16 protein-coding genes and 1 tRNA gene are annotated in these 17,032 nt (G+C 73.2%); 8 read left to right on the top strand and 9 right to left on the bottom strand.

What is annotated here, in order from left to right; all coding sequences use genetic code 11:
• Window positions 1–10 precede the first annotated feature (10 nt).
• Complete coding sequence (locus ACIRPX_RS41435) at window positions 11–1,834, bottom strand: AAA family ATPase (protein ID WP_404205261.1); 1,824 nt, start codon at window positions 1,832–1,834, stop codon at window positions 11–13.
• A gap of 22 nt (window positions 1,835–1,856) precedes the next feature.
• On the bottom strand, window positions 1,857–3,260 hold the full coding sequence (locus ACIRPX_RS41430; RefSeq protein ID WP_404205243.1) for a hypothetical protein: 1,404 nt from the start codon (window positions 3,258–3,260) through the stop codon (window positions 1,857–1,859).
• 89 nt (window positions 3,261–3,349) lie between these two features.
• Here ACIRPX_RS41430 and ACIRPX_RS41425 point away from each other — a divergent pair.
• Window positions 3,350–3,425: transfer RNA gene (locus ACIRPX_RS41425), tRNA-Trp, on the top strand.
• 20 nt (window positions 3,426–3,445) lie between these two features.
• On the opposite strand, the gene ACIRPX_RS41420 is transcribed toward ACIRPX_RS41425, so the two are convergent.
• From ACIRPX_RS41420 to ACIRPX_RS41405, 4 genes are all read right to left on the bottom strand, one after another.
• Window positions 3,446–4,291 (bottom strand): hypothetical protein, encoded by an 846-nt coding sequence (locus tag ACIRPX_RS41420; protein WP_404205241.1) that lies wholly within the window; start codon window positions 4,289–4,291, stop codon window positions 3,446–3,448.
• Window positions 4,292–4,394: 103 nt separating this feature from the next.
• Window positions 4,395–5,369, bottom strand: a complete 975-nt coding sequence (locus ACIRPX_RS41415) for an acyl-ACP desaturase (RefSeq protein WP_404205239.1) — start codon at window positions 5,367–5,369, stop codon at window positions 4,395–4,397.
• 212 nt (window positions 5,370–5,581) lie between these two features.
• A complete protein-coding gene (gene ddaH / locus ACIRPX_RS41410) occupies window positions 5,582–6,358 on the bottom strand; it encodes a dimethylargininase (protein ID WP_404205237.1) in 777 nt (258 codons plus the stop codon).
• Between the two features lie 138 nt (window positions 6,359–6,496).
• The gene (locus tag ACIRPX_RS41405) at window positions 6,497–8,110 is read right to left on the bottom strand and encodes an ABC-F family ATP-binding cassette domain-containing protein (protein ID WP_404205235.1); all 1,614 of its coding nucleotides are present in this window, start codon (window positions 8,108–8,110) and stop codon (window positions 6,497–6,499) included.
• A 336-nt stretch (window positions 8,111–8,446) separates the two neighbouring features.
• On the opposite strand from ACIRPX_RS41405, the gene ACIRPX_RS41400 reads away from it, so the two are divergent.
• The gene (locus ACIRPX_RS41400; protein WP_404205233.1) at window positions 8,447–9,055 is read left to right on the top strand and encodes a GPP34 family phosphoprotein; all 609 of its coding nucleotides are present in this window, start codon (window positions 8,447–8,449) and stop codon (window positions 9,053–9,055) included.
• Between the two features lie 64 nt (window positions 9,056–9,119).
• Window positions 9,120–9,989, top strand: a complete 870-nt coding sequence (locus ACIRPX_RS41395; RefSeq protein WP_404205231.1) for an isocitrate lyase/phosphoenolpyruvate mutase family protein — start codon at window positions 9,120–9,122, stop codon at window positions 9,987–9,989.
• On the opposite strand, the gene ACIRPX_RS41390 is transcribed toward ACIRPX_RS41395, so the two are convergent.
• Window positions 9,953–10,369 carry an SsgA family sporulation/cell division regulator gene (locus ACIRPX_RS41390; protein ID WP_404205230.1) on the bottom strand — a complete coding sequence of 139 codons (417 nt, stop codon included), beginning with the start codon at window positions 10,367–10,369 and terminating at the stop codon, window positions 9,953–9,955. The genes ACIRPX_RS41395 and ACIRPX_RS41390 overlap by 37 nt on opposite strands.
• A 260-nt stretch (window positions 10,370–10,629) precedes the next feature.
• Here ACIRPX_RS41390 and ACIRPX_RS41385 point away from each other — a divergent pair, with 260 nt between their 5' ends.
• Window positions 10,630–11,745: a WD40/YVTN/BNR-like repeat-containing protein gene (locus ACIRPX_RS41385; protein WP_404205228.1), complete on the top strand. Its 1,116-nt coding sequence runs from the start codon at window positions 10,630–10,632 to the stop codon at window positions 11,743–11,745.
• Between the two features lie 159 nt (window positions 11,746–11,904).
• On the opposite strand, the gene ACIRPX_RS41380 is transcribed toward ACIRPX_RS41385, so the two are convergent.
• Complete coding sequence (locus ACIRPX_RS41380) at window positions 11,905–12,201, bottom strand: YciI family protein (RefSeq protein ID WP_404205226.1); 297 nt, start codon at window positions 12,199–12,201, stop codon at window positions 11,905–11,907.
• A 49-nt stretch (window positions 12,202–12,250) separates the two neighbouring features.
• Here ACIRPX_RS41380 and ACIRPX_RS41375 point away from each other — a divergent pair, with 49 nt between their 5' ends.
• Both ACIRPX_RS41375 and mmpA read left to right on the top strand, forming a co-directional pair.
• Entirely contained in the window at window positions 12,251–12,946 is a 696-nt protein-coding gene (locus ACIRPX_RS41375; protein WP_404205224.1) for an endonuclease V, read from the top strand.
• A gap of 210 nt (window positions 12,947–13,156) precedes the next feature.
• The gene (gene mmpA, locus ACIRPX_RS41370) at window positions 13,157–13,303 is read left to right on the top strand and encodes a morphogenic membrane protein MmpA (protein WP_404205222.1); all 147 of its coding nucleotides are present in this window, start codon (window positions 13,157–13,159) and stop codon (window positions 13,301–13,303) included.
• A gap of 37 nt (window positions 13,304–13,340) precedes the next feature.
• Here mmpA and ACIRPX_RS41365 read toward each other — a convergent pair whose 3' ends face one another.
• Complete coding sequence (locus tag ACIRPX_RS41365) at window positions 13,341–14,519, bottom strand: saccharopine dehydrogenase family protein (RefSeq protein WP_404205220.1); 1,179 nt, start codon at window positions 14,517–14,519, stop codon at window positions 13,341–13,343.
• A gap of 182 nt (window positions 14,520–14,701) precedes the next feature.
• On the opposite strand from ACIRPX_RS41365, the gene ACIRPX_RS41360 reads away from it, so the two are divergent.
• Both ACIRPX_RS41360 and ACIRPX_RS41355 read left to right on the top strand, forming a co-directional pair.
• Window positions 14,702–15,844, top strand: coding sequence for a CaiB/BaiF CoA transferase family protein (locus tag ACIRPX_RS41360; protein WP_404205218.1), 1,143 nt, complete (start codon window positions 14,702–14,704; stop codon window positions 15,842–15,844).
• A gap of 28 nt (window positions 15,845–15,872) precedes the next feature.
• Entirely contained in the window at window positions 15,873–17,024 is a 1,152-nt protein-coding gene (locus ACIRPX_RS41355) for an acyl-CoA dehydrogenase family protein (protein ID WP_404205216.1), read from the top strand.
• Window positions 17,025–17,032: the final 8 nt, after the last annotated feature.

The following is a 17,032-nucleotide window of genomic DNA, read 5'->3' as shown; positions in this document are numbered from 1 at the left end:
ACGCCCGGTGTCAGCGCCGCAGCGTCATGAACACCTCGGTCCAGAACCGCTGCTGCCGCGCCGACGCGCCCACCAGGTACGTCGCCCGCAGCTTCGCCGGCAGCAGCGCGACCAGGCGGCTCACGGCGGCGCGGTGCTTCTTCAGCTGGGACAGCTCGGCATTGGCGAGGATCTGGTGGACCACGTCGCTGTCGTCGCCGCCCTCCAGGGAGTGGCCGGCGGCGCGGCGCAGCCGGGCCTCCCACGCGTCCACGTCGCGTGCCAGCTCACGCAGGCCGGTGACCGGGCGGCCCTGGAAGCGGTCCATCAGCGCGGTCAGCGGCACGGGGGCGTACTCGCCGTCGCCGAGGTAGACGGTGCCCATCTCCAGCGGCAGCCCGCGCCGGTGCAGCTCGATCAGCCGCTGCAGCGTGCGCTTGGTGATCCATGCGCGGCCCTCGTCGTCGATGTCGTGCTTCCACCACTCCAGGACGGTCTCGGCGTCCTGGCCGTAGCGCGCGAGCAGCCACTCGTTGGCCGGTATGTCCTCCGGCTCCACCTGCAGCGAGGCCGTGAACCGGGTCGCCTGCGCGATGTTGTTCCGCGCGACGAGCAGCTTGCGGCCCAGGTGGTAGGGCGGATTCTGCACCGCGATCTGCGCCCGCAGATGCTCGATCCGCCGGCCCGCCAGCGACCACTCCTGGGTGATCTCCATGAGCTTGGCGAACGCGGCCTTGTCCTTGGGCCGGTTGTACTCGTCCCACACGACGGCCTTCGCCTCCGGCCCCGTGAACCCGGCCGCCAGCAGGTTGTCCAGCGTGCCGTCCGGCGAGGGGACCGGCGCGCACAGGTCCTCGACGTTCGTCACCGGCAGCGAGAAGTACAGCGGCTCGTGGCCCAGGCCCTCACGCAGCGTCTCGCGCACCAGCTCCGTCTTGCCGCAGCCGGGCGGTCCCTGCAGCAGCACCGTCCAGCGGTTGCGCAGGGCGGCGCGCACGACCTGCCGTACCGGGTCGGGAATCCGCGGCGGATTGGGCACGCCGAGCGCCTCGGCGATGCGGTCCAGGATCTCCGCCGTGCGGTTCTGCCCCGGTCTGCCGTCCGGGCCGGGCTCCGCGAGCCGCAGCCGCTCGCCGTCGACCAGAGGCAGCCCCCAGCGCAGCGGGAAGCCCTCCTTGGCGTTCGCCAGGACGTGGTCGAGGGTGCGCGGCGACAGCAGCTCGCGCAGTGCCGGGGACAGCGACGCCCACAGGGAGAAGACCGCACCCAGGTCCCACGGGCGGTACCTGGCCGCCAGATGGCGGCGCCAGGCCGTGTCGTTCGCCGTGATCCGCAGGGTCACCATGCGGTCCAGCAGCGCGAGGTCGCTGCGCCGGGCCGACGTCTCGGCCTGCGACTCGTTGTCGGTGAGGAAGACGCCGACGCAGCCCAGCGCACGCAGATCGTGCTCACCGAGCGTCCAGTTGCAGGCGATCTGCATCAGCTGCGACTGGATGGTCTCGCCCGCCTGCAGGGAGTCGTCGACGAGCAGCACGAACGGCCGGCCGGGCTTGAGCTGGCTCATCACCAGCTGGCGCAGCACCAGTTCACCGGTGTGCGGGTCGCGCACCGGCGCGTTGACCAGCAGGTCGTCCGGCGTCAGGTTCGCCGCCGGGACGTACACCAGGGTCGTGTCGGGGTGGGCGCGGGCGATGTGCGAGAAGAACGTCGCCGTCTTGCCGATGCCGTGTTCGCCGAAGACCTGGCCCGTGTGACCCATGTCGATCATCGCGTCGATGAAGGTCTCGAGGCGGGAGAGCCCGGCGGGTCCGCGCGCCGCGTCGCCGCGGTTCGGCCGGCCTTGTCGCGCGGGCATGTGCCGCGTGGTCATGAATCCCTCACCTCGATCCTGTCGTGACGCGATGGCAGTCCATCGCCGGGGTGTGCCGCTCGGGCCATTCGTCGCCGCCCTCGGTGATCAGCCAGATCCATTTGTCCGGCTCGGCGGGTGTGATCGGTGGGGCGTAGCCGTCGGTGAGCATCACCACGGCGTCCGGGGTGACGTCGAACCGCCGCCCGTGCACCTCCGTACGCCCCTCCACGTAGTCCGCGACCGCCTGGAAGCTGGTGCCCCCGCCGCCGAGGACGCGCTCGCCCGGCCTGAACGGCATCACGTGGGCGTCGAAGGACAGCCAGTGCGCCTCGACGCCGTCGATCCGGCCCACCAGCCGGGTCAGCCAGGTGATGACGTGCTCCGGCATGGAGCCCGAGGTGTCGTAGGCGACGACCAGCACCTTGTCGCGGACCGGGCCGCGCCGGGAGAGCATCGGGTCCTGGCCGAGGGCGGCGAGCAGCGCACCGCGCTTCTTGGGGTACACCAGCCGCTCGCCCTCGCGCAGCTTGGAGCCGAGGACGTCCACCAGCCAGCGCTGCCACCAGTGGACCGTGCGCGTGCGGGTGGTCTCGCCGCGCAGCGCGCCCGCGCCGAGGCTGCCCCAGATCTTCGCGGCGCGCGCGTTCCCGTCCTCGGTGCGGCTCATCAGGTCCAGCAGCTCGCCCTCGGCGCCCGGATGGCCGCGGCGGGCCGCCAGCAGGGAGTTGAGCAGCGCGGAGGAGGCGACCGCGTCGACGGTCTCCTGGTCGGCGGGGACGGCGTCGTCCAGCAGGTGCAGGCACAGCCGCCGGTCCGGGACGGGCGGCCGGTGCATCCGCTTCAGCTCGCCGTACACCCGCATGTCCGTCCCGGTGAACGTCTCGTACGGCACCGGCCGCAGGCCGTGCGCCGTCAGATCCGCGACGTAGAGGCCGTGGACCCGGCGCGGGTCGACGCCCGTCGGGCGGCCGTCCAGCAGCGGCAGCTCCTCACGGCCGAGACGGACGAGGGCGACATGGTTGACGGACACCTCGGCGGCCAGCTCGAAGACCGGGTCCTCGCGCAGCTCGGGGTCGGCGAACAGGTGCCGCTGCAGCAGGTGCCGCGCCTCGTGGAACAGCACGAACTTCACGCCGTCCAGGCCGAGTCCGACGAAGAAGGCGGGGTTGTAGAGCAGCAGGCAGGTGCCGTCGCCGGAGGCCACCACGGCCGCCGTGTCCACCGCCGTCGTGGGGATCTGGTGGTGGCACTTGGCGTACAGCCACGACGCCACCGCCGACTCGGTGAGGCCGAAGTCCAGCAGCGCGGCCTCCTTCAGCCGCCGCGCCTCCTCGACGACGGCCTCGTCCGCCGGGCGGTAGCGCTCCAGCGCCCTGCGGTCGGCCAGGTCGACCACCGGGCGCCGCCGCCCCCGCTCTCCGTACGCCATGTCCCGCCCCCGTGCCCGTGTCCCCCGTGGATCATTGGTACCAGCGCCCCACCGACAACCGGCCAACGCATTACGCTCGGGCCTCAAGGGCGGGGCCGTAGCGCAGCGGCAGGCGCGCCGGTCTCCAGAACCGGAACACGCTGGTTCGAATCCAGCCGCCCCGCCCCCTGCGCGGGCGGTCCCCGTCAGGCGACGGCGCCCGCCGTCGCCACGAGTTCCGGCACGGTGCCGTGGAAGCCGTCGACCAGCTGGGCCAGCACCGCCCAGGCCTCCTCGCGGCCGCCCAAGTGGTCGCGGACGAGCGGCCGCAGCGCGTCCTCGGCGTCGCGGACGCGGGCCGGGAAGAGCAGGTGGCCCAGCGAGAGCACCTGGAGGGTGTCCGAGGCGGGGCCGTGCGCCGTCGCGTACTCGGCCGGGCCGTCCAGCACTCCCGCCCCGCGTACGCGGTTCGTGAACTTGCGGTGCACCCCGAACTGCGTCCGCAGCCGCGGCGGGCAGTCCGGGCGCACCGCCAGGGCCCAGCGCGCGTAACCGGGCAGCGGGCGCTCCGCATCCGCCTCGCCGACCGTCCGCCAGTCGGCGCGCTCCAGCACCATCGAGGCCGCCTTCCGCGCGGGTGCCATGGCGGTGGCCCGGCGCAGTGCGCCGATCAGTCCCTGCCGGGCGTAGCAGGCGGGCACCGGGGGTTCCCCGCTGTGGCGCAGGACGGGGGCGACCGGGACCCGCGCCGTGCGGCCGGGACCGAACGGCACACCGCGCAGGATGGCGCGGCGCATGAAGTCGTCCGCGTGGGAGTGGCGCCACACCACGGCGTTGAGGTCCGGGTCGTCCTCCTCCAGCACCCACAGCAGCACGGAGGAGGGCACCGCCCGCCACGTCCACGAGGAGATCAGCCGCGCCCGTTCGCCGGCGCTGTCCACGCGCGTGTGCGGGGGCACGCCGATCCGGCGCCGCACCCGCTGCGCCGCCCCGGCGTCGATCAGGTCCAGCAGAAAGCCGGCCGCGCGCCGGGACGTGCTGTTGTCACCCATGGCCCGCATGATGGCGCGGGCCAGGGGTGATCCGCACCGGAAATTCGGCGCATGGGAACGTCGGCGCACCGGATGTGCGCTGCACCGCGGATCCGGTGCGCCGTCAGGCTCCGGCCCGGGCCGCCATCCGTGCCTTGCGCGCGGCGAGCTTCTCGTCGAACTTCAGGGCCTCCGCGTCGAGGCCGCCCATGAACAGGCCGAGCTCCTCCTGGGCCTGGACGCCCTCCGGGCCCAGGCCGTCGATCTCCAGGACCTTCAGGAAGCGCAGCACGGGCTGGAGGACGTCGTCGTGGTGGATGCGGAGGTTGTAGACCTCGCCGATGGCCATCTGGGCCGCCGCGCGCTCGAAGCCGGGGATTCCGTGGCCGGGCATGCGGAAGTCGACGACGACGTCGCGCACCGCCTGCATGGTGAGGTCCGGGGCGAGCTCGAAGGCGGACTTCAGGAGGTTGCGGTAGAAGACCATGTGCAGGTTCTCGTCGGTCGCGATGCGCGCCAGCATGCGGTCGCAGACCGGGTCGCCCGACTGGTGGCCGGTGTTGCGGTGCGAGATGCGGGTCGCGAGTTCCTGGAAGGCGACGTACGCGACCGAGTGCAGCATCGAGTGGCGGTTGTCCGACTCGAAGCCCTCGCTCATGTGGGACATCCGGAACTGCTCGAGCTTGTCCGGGTCGACCGCGCGCGAGGCGAGCAGGTAGTCGCGCATGACGATGCCGTGCCGGCCCTCCTCGGCGGTCCAGCGGTGCACCCAGGTGCCCCAGGCGCCGTCACGGCCGAACAGCGAGGCGATCTCGTGGTGGTAGCTGGGGAGGTTGTCCTCCGTCAGCAGGTTCACCACGAGCGCGGTGCGGCCGATCTCGGTGACCTTGGACTGCTCCTTCTCCCAGGCCTCGCCGTCCTCGAAGTGACCGGGGAAGTTGCGGCCGTCCGACCACGGCACGTACTCGTGCGGCATCCAGTCCTTGGCGACCTTCAGATGCCGGTCGAGTTCCTTCTCGACCACTTCCTCCAGGGCGTACAGCAGCCGGGCGTCGGTCCAGACGGCGGGAGCGCCGAGGTGCGGGGAAGTGATCGTCACGGGAACTCCAGGGGACGCGACAGCGGGGACGGGCCGGCGAGCGGTGCCGGAACCTACGGGATCGTAGGCTACGAAACCGTAGGTTACGAAGCCGTAGGTTAAGGGCGCTGTAAAGATCCCTGATCAGGTGGGCTGCCCAAGGCGTCCGAGGCCATGTCAAAACGGTCCGGGACCCGCAGGTCCCGGCGCCGCAGGGGTGAGTGGGTCACCCGTCAGGCGTACAGGTCCCGCATCCGGACCGAGAGACATGTCACACAGCCTTCGAGCTTCTCGAACTCGCTGATGTCCACCACGACGGGCTCGAAGCCGAGATCGGCGAGCAGTTCCGCGGACTTCGGGGCGCTCGCCGCCATCAGCAGCTTCTCGCCGCCGAGCTGCACCACATGGGCGCCGCTCTCCTCGGGCACCGACAGGAAGCGCGGGAACAGCGAGGGCCGGTCCACCTTCGGGATGTGCCCGATGACCGTCCCGTCGGGCAGCGCGGTGACCGCCGACTTCAGGTGCAGCACCTTGCTGACGGGTACGGCGACGATCCGCGCCCCCAGCGGCTCCAGGGTGGCGCGCAGCTGCTGGACGCCGGCCGCGTTGGTGCGTCCGCCCCGGCCGACGTAGATCGTGTCGTCGATCTTCAGCACGTCGCCGCCGTCCAGGGTGCCCGGCTCCCAGATCCAGTTCACCGAGCAGCCCAGGCGCGCCACGGCCTCCTCGACCCCGGCCGTCTCCTCCCGCCGGGACTCGGCGCCGGGCCGGGTGATCAGCGCGACGTTGCGGTACATGACGACGGTGTCCTCGACGAACACCGCGTCGGGGCAGTCGTCCTCGGGGTCGACCTCGATGGTCTGCCAGCCGTGCAGGCCCAGGGCCTCGACATAGGCCTCCCACTGCTCCGCCGCGAGATCGGCGTCGACCTTCTCCCGCTCGATGTGCGTCACCAGCCCGTCGGCGAGACGCGGGCCGGGGCGGCGGACGAGGGCCTTCTTGCTGGGCACGACGGGACTCCGTAACGGCGGGACGGCGGACCGGGCCCCTCGGTGGGGGCCCGGACGGCCATCATGCAGCGCGGATGTGCGCGGGCAAAACCCCCGTTGCCAGGATGTGCCCCTCCTGAGACGCGCCGCCGGGACGCGTCATCCCACCTCCTCCGGCGCGGTCTCGCGCAACTCGCCGTCCAGCAGCAGCCACCGGGTGATCCCGATCGACTCCAGGAACGGCAGGTCGTGGCTGGCCACGACCAGTGCTCCCTCGTACGACTCCAGGGCCGACGTCAGCTGCCGGACGCTCGCCATGTCGAGGTTGTTCGTCGGCTCGTCGAGCATCAGCAGCTGCGGGGCCGGCTCGGCCAGCATCAGCGCGGCCAGGGCCGCCCGGAAACGCTCGCCGCCGGACAGCGTCGCCGCCTTCTGGTCGGCGCGCGCGCCGCGGAACAGGAAGCGGGCGAGGCGCGCCCGGATCCGGTTGTTGGTGGCGTCCGGCGCGAAGCGGGCCACGTTCTCGGCGACGGACAGCTCGCCGTCGAGGACGTCGAGCCGCTGGGGCAGAAAGCGCAGCGGCACGTGCGCGTGCACCTCGCCCGAGACCGGATCCAGCTCACCCGCGATCGTCCGCAGCAGCGTGGTCTTGCCCGCGCCGTTGCGCCCGATCAGCGCGATCCGCTCCGGACCGCGCAGGTCCAGCCCGCCGGCCACGCGCGCGCCGTGCGCGAGCTCCAGATCCCGCAGGGTGAGCACGTCCCGTCCCGGTGGAACGGCCGTGAAGGGCAGGTCGACGCGGATCTCGTCGTCGTCCCGTACGGCGTCGGCCGCCTCGTCGAGGCGCTCCTTCGCCTCGGTCAGCCTCTCCTCGTGCATGATGCGGTGCTTGCCCGCGGACTCCTGCGCCGCACGCTTGCGCGCCCCCATGACGATCTTCGGTTCGCGCTTCTGGTCCCACATCTTCTGCCCGTAGCGTTTGCGGCGGGCCAGCTTGACCTGGGCGTCGGCCAGTTCGCGCTTCTGCTTGCGGTAGTCGGCCTCGGCGACGCGCACCATGCGCCCCGCGGCCTCCTGCTCGGCGGCGATGGCCTCCTCGTAGGCGGAGAAGTTGCCGCCGTACCAGGTGACCTCCCCGGAGCGCAGGTCGGCGATCTGGTCGACGAGTTCCAGCAGTTCGCGGTCGTGGCTGACCACGACCATGACGCCCGGCCAGGCGGACACGGCCGCATGGAGCCGTCTGCGCGCGTACAGGTCGAGGTTGTTGGTCGGTTCGTCCAGGAGCAGGACGTCCGGGCGGCGGAGCAGCAGGGCGGCCAGCCGCAGCAGCACCGACTCACCGCCCGACACGTCACCGATCCTGCGGTCCAACTCGATGTGGCCGAGCCCGAGTTCGCCGAGGGTGGCGAGGGCTCGCTCCTCCACGTCCCAGTCGTCGCCGACCGTCTCGAAGTGCTCCTCGGACACGTCGCCCGTCTCGATGGCGTGCAGCGCGGCCCGCCGGGCGGCGATGCCCAGCGCCTCGTCCACCCGCAGACGGGTGTCGAGCGTGACGTTCTGCGGGAGATACCCGACCTCGCCCGTGGTGCGGACGACGCCGTCGGCCGGGGCGAGTTCACCGGAGACGAGTTTCAGCAGGGTCGACTTGCCCGACCCGTTGACGCCGACGAGCCCGGTCCTGCCGGGGCCGAAGGACACGTCCAGGCCCTCGAAGACGGACGTGCCGTCGGGCCAGGCGAAGAAGAGGGACGTACAGGTGATGGATGGAGACATACGGGCCTCGCGGTTGCTTGATGCGGTCAGGGGCAAACGCGTATCGAGACACCGGTGACCCACGGCGGGAGAGCGGGGTTCCACAGAGGGAGGAGGCCTCGCAGAACGGGGCCGGGGCGTGAAGAACGCCCTGTTCCGTCGGGACGGCTCGACTGCCGAGGTCGCACACGGCGCACACCTGTGGTGTGTCACACGGTGTCTCAGGACCTCAGAGGAGCAACGTCCTTCTCCGATCGACGGCAGCAGAATCGCTGTACACCGTACGAGCGGCTCTGGCGGCTGTCAACGCAATAACGAACTACCGTGATCTTGACGATGCCGCAGCAAGGAGACCTCGTGCCCCACGGTTCGCTCTCGATCCCGGCCCGGCTGTGCCTCCTGGCCTGGGACCCCGCCGGCGCCGAGGCGGCGGCCGCGCACCTGGTGCGGGCCGGCGCCCTCATCGAGCTGGTCCGGCGCGGCCTGCTCACCGACGAGGACGGCATCGCCACCCCGGCCGACCTGGACACCCTCACCGGGGACGCCGTCCTCGACGGGCTGCTGGAACTGGTCCGCGAGTCCATGCCGCACCGCTGGCGGGCGTGGGTGGGCCTGCACGCCCGCGTGACGGCGGACGCCGTGCGGGAGCAGCTGACCGCCGACGGCTGGCTGCGGGCGGAGAAGAAGCGGGTGCTCGGTGTCTTCCCGAGCGTGGAGCACGTCCTGCAGCGCGAGGACGCCGTGGCCGCGCTGCGGCAGGAGGCACGGGACGTGTGGCGGGGGCGCGGCGAGGTCTCCGGGCAGGAGGCCGCCGCCGTGGCCCTGGCGGCCGCCGCGGGGGTGCGCGGTCTGGTCCCGGACGGCAGCCGTGAGCAGCTCAAGGGGCGGGTCGAGGAGCTCGTCGGGCGCGGCGGGGCGGGCGGGGTCCTCGGCGAGTTGTGCTCGGCCCTGACGTCGGCGCCCTGACCCCGGACGTACCGGTCGGATTTCTGCCAGCCTCCGCCCCGCGCCCGCTGGTTGGGTGGGCGGCATGACGACGAACGAGAACCTTCGCGCGCGTGCCCTCGCCTTCCGCTCCCTGCACGTCCCCGGTACCCCGCTCGTGCTGCCGAACGCCTGGGACGTCACCAGTGCCCGCATCGTCGAGGGCGCCGGTGCCGCGGCGGTCGCGACCACGAGCGCGGGTCTCGCGTGGGCGCTCGGCGCGGCGGACGGCGACCGGCTGGCGCGCGACGCGGCCCTCGGTGCCGTGGCCGGGATCGCCGCCGCCGTGGACGTGCCCGTCAGCGCGGACATCGAGTCCGGCTACGCGCGGGACGCGGCGGGTGTCGCCGGCACGATCCGCGCGGTGATCGAGGCGGGCGCGGTCGGCGTGAACATCGAGGACGCGCTCCACGAGGCCGGGACGGGGCCGTTGCGTCCCCTCGCGGAGCAGGCCGAGCGGACCGCGGCCGCACGGGAGGCGGCCGACGCGGCCGGGGTGCCGCTGTTCGTCAACGTCCGCATCGACACCTTCCTCAGGGGCGCCGGGGGAGTGGACGAGACACTGGAGCGGGCCGCCGCCTTCCTCGCGGCGGGCGCCGACGGGATCTTCGTCCCCGGGGCCGTCGACCCGGGGACGGTCAAGCTCCTCGTCGACGGGATCGAGGGACCGCTGAACGTGCTGGCCGGTCCGGGCGCGCCGCCGGTCGCCGAACTGGCCGCGCTCGGCGTGGCCCGGGTGAGCGCCGGCTCGAGCATCGCGCAGGCCGCCCACGCACTGGTCCGGCGCGCCGCAGGGGAGCTGCTGGGCGCGGGCACGTACGACTCGCTGGCGGGCGGGCTGGACTACGGCGAGCTCAACACCCTGATGGGCGGGGGCCGTCAGGCCGCGTCGCGCATCAGTTCCGCGAGGCCGTGATCGAGGTCCAGCTGCAGGTGCTCCATGCCGACGGGGACCAGGGCGTTGGTGGCGGAGAGGAACCGGTGTATCGCGTCCGAGTGGACGTGCACGACGGCGGTGCCCTCGGGGGCGTGGAACTCCAGGACGGTGCGCTCGTAGCCGTAGGGGCGCACCCGGACGTCGCCGTCGCCCGCGGGCTCCTCCAGGCCGTCCGTGAGGAGTTCGCGCGAGAAGGTCCAGCAGACGTCCACGCCCTCCAGAGTGGCCGGGGCGGGGAAGGTCATGCGGACCGCGAACGGATCGCTGCGGTCGTAGTGCAGCGTCGCCGGGATGCTGGGCATACGTGGCGCGGCGGCCACGAGGCGGGCCTCCACGGACTGCTCGATGACGGTGGACAACGCCTTGCTCCCTTGTTGACGGCCGGACTGCTGGACGGTGGGGCGGATCGGCCCGGGCTCCGGTGCCGATGGGACCGGGCACTGCTAGAGACGCCGGAATCGGCCAATCCGTGCACCCCGATTTCGAGTGACCTCCGTCACCGCGTTCATGCACAGGAGTGACGGGGTCCACTTTCCGTGCACTCCTGTGCATTTGCGGTTCGGTCGGGTCCTCTGGACGGTGTCCGCGGGGTGGACTAGCTTCGCCCGCCATGAGGCGCATGGGGAGCTCGCGACGCATCAGACGTACGTTCCGCACGGTGGCCGTGGGGGCGGTGTGTTCGGCGGCACTGGCCGCGCCGACCGCCACACCCGCGCAGGCGCAGGAATCCGCACCGGCGTCAAAGGGTCATCGGGCACTCCACTGGGCGCTGAAGGACACCGGCGCGAGCGGCGTGCGCTTCCGGGGCCTGTCGGCCGTGGGCCGGGACACGGCCTGGGTGGCCGGCGCCGAGGGGACCGTGCTGCGCACCACCGACGGCGGGGCGAGCTGGCGCGACGTCTCGCCGCCGGGCGCGGGCGAACTGGAGTTCCGGGACATCGAGGCGTTCGACGCGCGCCGCGCCGTGGTGCTGGCCATCGGCGAGGGCGAGGCGTCCCGCGTCTACCGCACCGAGGACGGCGGTGCGACCTGGACCGAGTCCTTCCGCAACACCGACGCCCACGCCTTCTACGACTGCCTGACCTTCTTCGACCACCGTCACGGCCTGGCCATGAGCGACCCGGTGGACGGCAGGTTCCGCATCCTGTCGACCGCCGACGGCGGCCGTTCCTGGACGGTGCTGCCCGGCGACGGCATGCCGCCCGCCCTGGACGGGGAGGCGGGCTTCGCGGCGAGCGGCCAGTGCCTGGTCGCCTCCGGTCCGTCGGACGTCTGGCTGGCGACCGGAGGCGGTGCACGCGCGCGTGTGCTGCACTCCCGCGACCGCGGGCGTACCTGGACGGCCGCCGACACCCCGATCCCGGCGGGCGACCCGGCCAAGGGCGTCTTCGCGCTCGCCTTCCGCGACCGCACCCACGGCCTCGCCGTCGGCGGCGACTACCGCCCCGGCCAGACCTCGCCGCGGGCCGCCGCCCGCACCGCCGACGGCGGCCGCGCGTGGCAGCCGTCCGCCCAGCCGCCGCCCGCCTACCGCTCCGGCGCCGCCTGGCTCCCGCACAGCCGCACCACCGCCCTCGCGGTGGGCCCCACGGGCACCGATGTGACCACCGACGGCGGCCGCACCTGGCGGACGGTCGACACGGGCTCCTACGACACCGTCGACTGCGTGTCCGGCCCCGCGCCCACCTGCTGGGCGGCCGGCGAGCAGGGGCGGGTGGCCCGGCTGGAACGCTGACGCGGGACACCGCGAGGCGGGTGGTCGTTCCCCGCCGCAAAGGCCCGCCGCGCCGTCGGCAAGGACGGACCGGCCCGCGACCGGCTCCACGACGAGGCCGGGCGGTGTGGCGGGGGTGGCTGCGGCGGCCCTGAACGCGAGGAGGAGCCGAGGCGCGGCTCAGCCGAGCGTCTGCCGGTGGTGCGCCAGCTCCGGAGCCGTCTTCGTGGCGCGGAACTCCGTGATCCGGTAGGCGCACACACCGGCGACGGCGAAGGGGTCGCCCGCGACGATCTCCTCGATGCACGCGCGGTCCTGTGCGACGGCGAGCATCACCCCGCCGTCGCGGGGCTCCTTGCGCCCCGACGCCAGGATGACGCCCTTGCCGTACTGCTCGTCCAGCCACGCCACATGGTCCGGCAGCAGGGCGTCCACGGCGTCGAGCGGGGCGGTGTAGGTCAGCTCCAGTACGAACATGATCGCGAGCCTACGCCGCGCGGTCCGGGCCCGTACGCTCGTTCCCATCATGACGACCGTGAGCATCCCCGCGGGCTGGCCCGCGACCGAGGAAGAGGCCCGTGCCGTCCAGGACGAGCTGCGCGGGCGCGTGCTGCTCGACGAGGTGGGACCGCCACCCGGCACGGGGTACGTGACCGGCGTCGACGTGGCCTACGACGACGAGCGGGACGTGGTCGCGGCCGCGGCGGTGGTGCTGGACGCGGGGACCCTGGAGGTGGTCGAGGAGGCCACGGCCGTCGGCCGGATCTCCTTCCCGTACGTGCCCGGTCTGCTCGCCTTCCGCGAGATCCCCACGGTCCTCGCCGCCCTCGGCGCGCTGGCGTGCCCGCCCGGCCTGGTGGTGTGCGACGGCTACGGCCTCGCCCACCCGCGCCGCTTCGGCCTCGCCAGCCACCTGGGTGTCCTGACGGGGCTGCCCACGATCGGCGTCGCCAAGAACCCCTTCACCTTCACCCACCACGATCCGGGCGCCGCGCGCGGCAGCGCCTCACCGCTGCTGGCGGGCTCCGAGGAGGTCGGCCGGGCCCTGCGCACGCGGGACGCCGTCAAGCCGGTCTTCGTCTCCGTCGGCCATCGCGCCGGCCTCGACAACGCCTGCGCGCACACCCTGGCGCTGACCCCCGCCTACCGGCTCCCGGAGACGACGCGCCGGGCGGACGCGCTGTGCCGCCGGGCGCTTCAGGAGGCGACGATCCGCCACTGACCGACCTCGCGGTACCCCGAGTCGTACACGGCGGCCTCGTCCCCGGGCTTGGCCCCTTTTCCGCCAACGGCCGCGGGATCAAGGGCCGCGGCGGCGGAAAGTCTCCAACCGCGCTTGCGGGAGTGGGCCTGCGCGCGTGGTGATCCGAGTACGCGTACTGAGTAGCCGTACGGATGTGGCCGCGGTGCGCCGGCGGACAGGCTGTGCCGCATGACGACGCACCGGGCCCCGAAGCCCCTCGCCGACCCCGACCGTCCCGTAGAGCGGGCCGTGACGGCTGTGCTGATCCTCGCCGTGCTGGCCGGGGTCGGCTGGATCGCCGGGATGATCTACACCGTGGCCGGCTGGTCGATGTAGGGGCGGCCGAGGGCCGGCCCCGGCCCCCGTCCCGGCCTCAGCGGCCGGCGGCGACCCGGAAGGTGATGCCGGCCGCGCGCAGACGGTCGGTCAGCGCGTCGCCCATCGCCGCCGCCGTGGTCACCTGACCGGCCGTCGGCGGCAGGTCGTCGAAGGCCAGCGACAGCGCCGACTCGGCGAACATCTTGGCGGTCTCGCCGTAGCCGGGGTCGCCGCCCGCGACCTCCGTGAACACCCGCCGGCCGCCGCCCTCGCCCACGAAGCGGACCTTGAACCAGCTCTTCGCGCGCTTGTCGGCGTCCGGCCCCTCGCCGGGCCTGAGCCGGTCCGACAGCCAGCGCCGCGCGGGCGGCAGCTGGGCCGCCGTGAACAGGCCGCCGACGGCCGCGACCCCGGCCAGCGCGACGGGCAGGCGGCGCACCGCCGCGTAGTGCCGGTAGCGGAAGTCGGGGCCGTAGCGCTCCAGGGCCTTCGCCGAGCGGTGCACGATCTGCGGGTCGATGGTCGGCAGCGGCAGGGCCCACGCCCCGACCTCCTTGGCGAACTTCGGCGCCGCGGTGGGCGCGGCGGCCCGCCGCCCCACCAGGCGCGGCTCGTGCCGCCTGCGGTCCCGTTCGGCGGCCAGCATCGGGCGCACCCGCGCGAACTGGCCCAGCGCCGAGGCGAACGTGCCGCCGGAGAAGGTGGCGTCCGCCGTCACGTATCCGTCCACGGTCAGCGGCACGCCCTCGGGCAGCTGCTTGACGGTGAAGTACGCCCCGAGGTCGTGCGGGACCGAGTCGTAGCCGCAGGCGTGCACCAGCCGGGCGCCGGTCTCACGCGCGCGTGCGTCGTGGCGCACGTAGGTCAGGTCCACGAACTCGGGCTCGCCGCAGAGGTCGAGGTAGTCGGTGCCGCTGTCGGCGCAGGCGGCCACGAGGTCCTCGCCGTAGGTGATGTACGGGCCCACGGTCGTGGCCAGCACGCGTGCCTGCCCGGCGAGCTCGCGCAGGGCGTCCGGGTCGGACACGTCGGCGCGCAGCACACCGATCTTCCCGCCGCCGGGCAGCCGTTCGCGCAGCCGCTCCAGCTTGCTCGCGCTGCGGCCCGCGACGGCCCAGCGCAGCCCGTCGGGCGCGTGCGCGGCCAGGTACTCCGCGGTGAGCTCCCCGACGAAGCCGGTGGCCCCGAAGAGCACGATGTCGTACGGGCGGTCCGCCCTGTTCAGCCTGCTCATGACACCTCTCGGTCCGCAGCTCGCGCCGTTGTCGGTGGCCGAGGTTAGCGTGAGGAGGCGGCCGCACGGCCGCGGACCCCGACAATTGGCTAAGCGCTTGCTCGCTCAGGTCTTGTGTTCGGTGGAACGTGTTCTTAGCATCACTGGTGTTACATCAGTTGTGTCACAGTGCTGGGGGCTGGATGACAACGGCAGAGACGCCGGCGGCCGGGCAGGGCCCGCTCACCGGCGTGCGCGTGGTCGAGCTGGCCGGGATCGGGCCGGGCCCGTTCGCCGCCATGCTCCTCGCCGACCTGGGCGCCGACGTGGTCCGGGTGGACCGCCCGGGCGGTGCCGGGCTCGCCATCGACCCCGCGTACGACGTCACCAACCGCAACAAGCGCTCGGTGATCGTCGACCTGAAGTCCGCGGACGGCGCCGCGCGCGTCCTGGACCTCGCCGAACGCGCCGACATCCTCGTCGAGGGCTACCGCCCCGGCGTGGCCGAACGCCTCGGCGTCGGCCCCGAGGCCTGCCACGCCCGCAACCCGAGACTCGTCTACGGCCGTATGACCGGCTGGGGCCAGGACGGCCCCCTCGCCCAGCGCGCCGGCCACGACGTCGCCTACATCGCGCTCACCGGCACCCTCGGCATGATCGGCGACCCGGACCGCCCGCCGGCCGTTCCCGCCAACCTGCTCGGCGACTACGCGGGCGGCTCGCTGTACCTGGTCGTCGGCGTCCTCGCCGCCCTGCACCACGCGCGCGCGGGCGGCACCGGGCAGGTCGTGGACGCCGCCATCGTCGACGGCACCGCCCACCTCTCCGCGATGATCCACGGCATGCTCGCAGCCGGCGGCTGGCAGGACCGGCGGGGCGCCAACCTCCTGGACGGCGGCTGCCCGTACTACGGCACGTACGAGACGGCCGACGGCCGGTACATGGCGGTCGGCTCCCTGGAGCCGCAGTTCTACGAGGAGTTCGTGACCCTGCTCGGCATCCCCGAGCACACCGGGGCGCGCAAGGACTGGGCCCGCTGGGGCGAGCTGCGCACCGCGGTCGCCGCCCGCTTCAAGTCCCGCACCCAGCGGGAGTGGACGGCCGTCTTCGAGGACTCCGACGCGTGCGTGGCGCCCGTGCTGTCGCTGCGCGAGGCCCCCCACCACCCCCATCTCGCCGCCCGCTCCACCTTCACCGGCCACGGCGGCATCACCCAGCCGGCGCCGGCGCCCCGCTTCTCCGCGACCCCGACGGCCGTACGGACCGGCCCCGCGCGGCCCGGCGCGGACACCGCCGGCGTGGCGCGCGACTGGGACGTACCCGACCTCGTGAAGGACACCTCATGACGGACCAGGAATCCATGAAGGGCCCCGGATGAAGCGGCAGATCTTCGCCCCCGAGCACGACGCGTTCCGCGAGACGGTGCGCGCCTTCCTGGCCAGGGAGGTGCTCCCGTACTACGAGCAGTGGGAGAAGGACGGCATCGTCTCCCGCGAGGCCTGGCGGGCGGCCGGCAAGCAGGGCCTGCTCGGACTCGCCGTGCCCGAGGAGTACGGGGGCGGCGGCAGCGCCGACTTCCGCTACAGCGCCGTCCTCGCCGAGGAGTTCACCCGCGCGGGCGCCGCTGGCCTCGCCCTGGGCCTGCACAACGACATCATCGGCCCGTACCTGACCTCGCTCGCCACCGAGGAGCAGCGGCGGCGCTGGCTGCCCGGGTTCTGCGACGGCTCGATCATCACCGCCATCGCCATGACCGAGCCGGGCGCCGGCTCCGACCTGCAGGGCATCCGCACCCACGCCGCGGACCGGGGCGACCACTGGGTGCTCAACGGCGCCAAGACGTTCATCTCCAACGGCATCCTCGCCGACCTGGTCGTCGTGGTCGCGAGGACGACCCCCGAAGGCGGTGCGCACGGGCTGTCGCTGCTGGTCGTCGAGCGCGGCATGGAGGGCTTCGAACGCGGCCGCAACCTCGACAAGATCGGCCAGAAGGCCCAGGACACGGCCGAGTTGTTCTTCCACGACGTGCGCGTGCCGAAGGAGAACCTCCTCGGCACCCTCGACGGCGCGTTCGTGCACCTGATGACGAACCTCGCCCAGGAGCGCCTGAGCATCGCCGTCTCGGCGATCGCCGCCGCCGAGCACCTGCTGGAGATCACCACCGACTACGTCAAGGAGCGCGAGGCCTTCGGCCGGCCGCTCGCCACCAAGCAGCACATCCGCTTCGAGATGGCCGAGATGGCCACCGAGTGCGCCGTCACCCGCACCTTCCTCGACCGCTGCATCGAAGCGCACGCAGACGGTGGGGCCGGCGCGCTCGACGCCGTCGACGCGTCCATGGCGAAGTGGTGGGCGACCGAGCTGCAGAAGCGCGTCGCCGACCGCTGCCTCCAACTGCACGGCGGCTACGGCTACATGACCGAGTACCCGGTCGCACGGGCCTTCACCGACGGCCGCATCCAGACCATCTACGGCGGCACGACCGAGATCATGAAGGAGATCATCGGCCGTTCGCTGCTCGGCTGAAGCCTCCC

The sequence above is a fragment of the Streptomyces sp. NPDC101225 genome (assembly GCF_044767585.1).
GTDB lineage: Bacteria > Actinomycetota > Actinomycetes > Streptomycetales > Streptomycetaceae > Streptomyces.
This window is presented reverse-complemented; position numbering and strand designations above follow the sequence as displayed.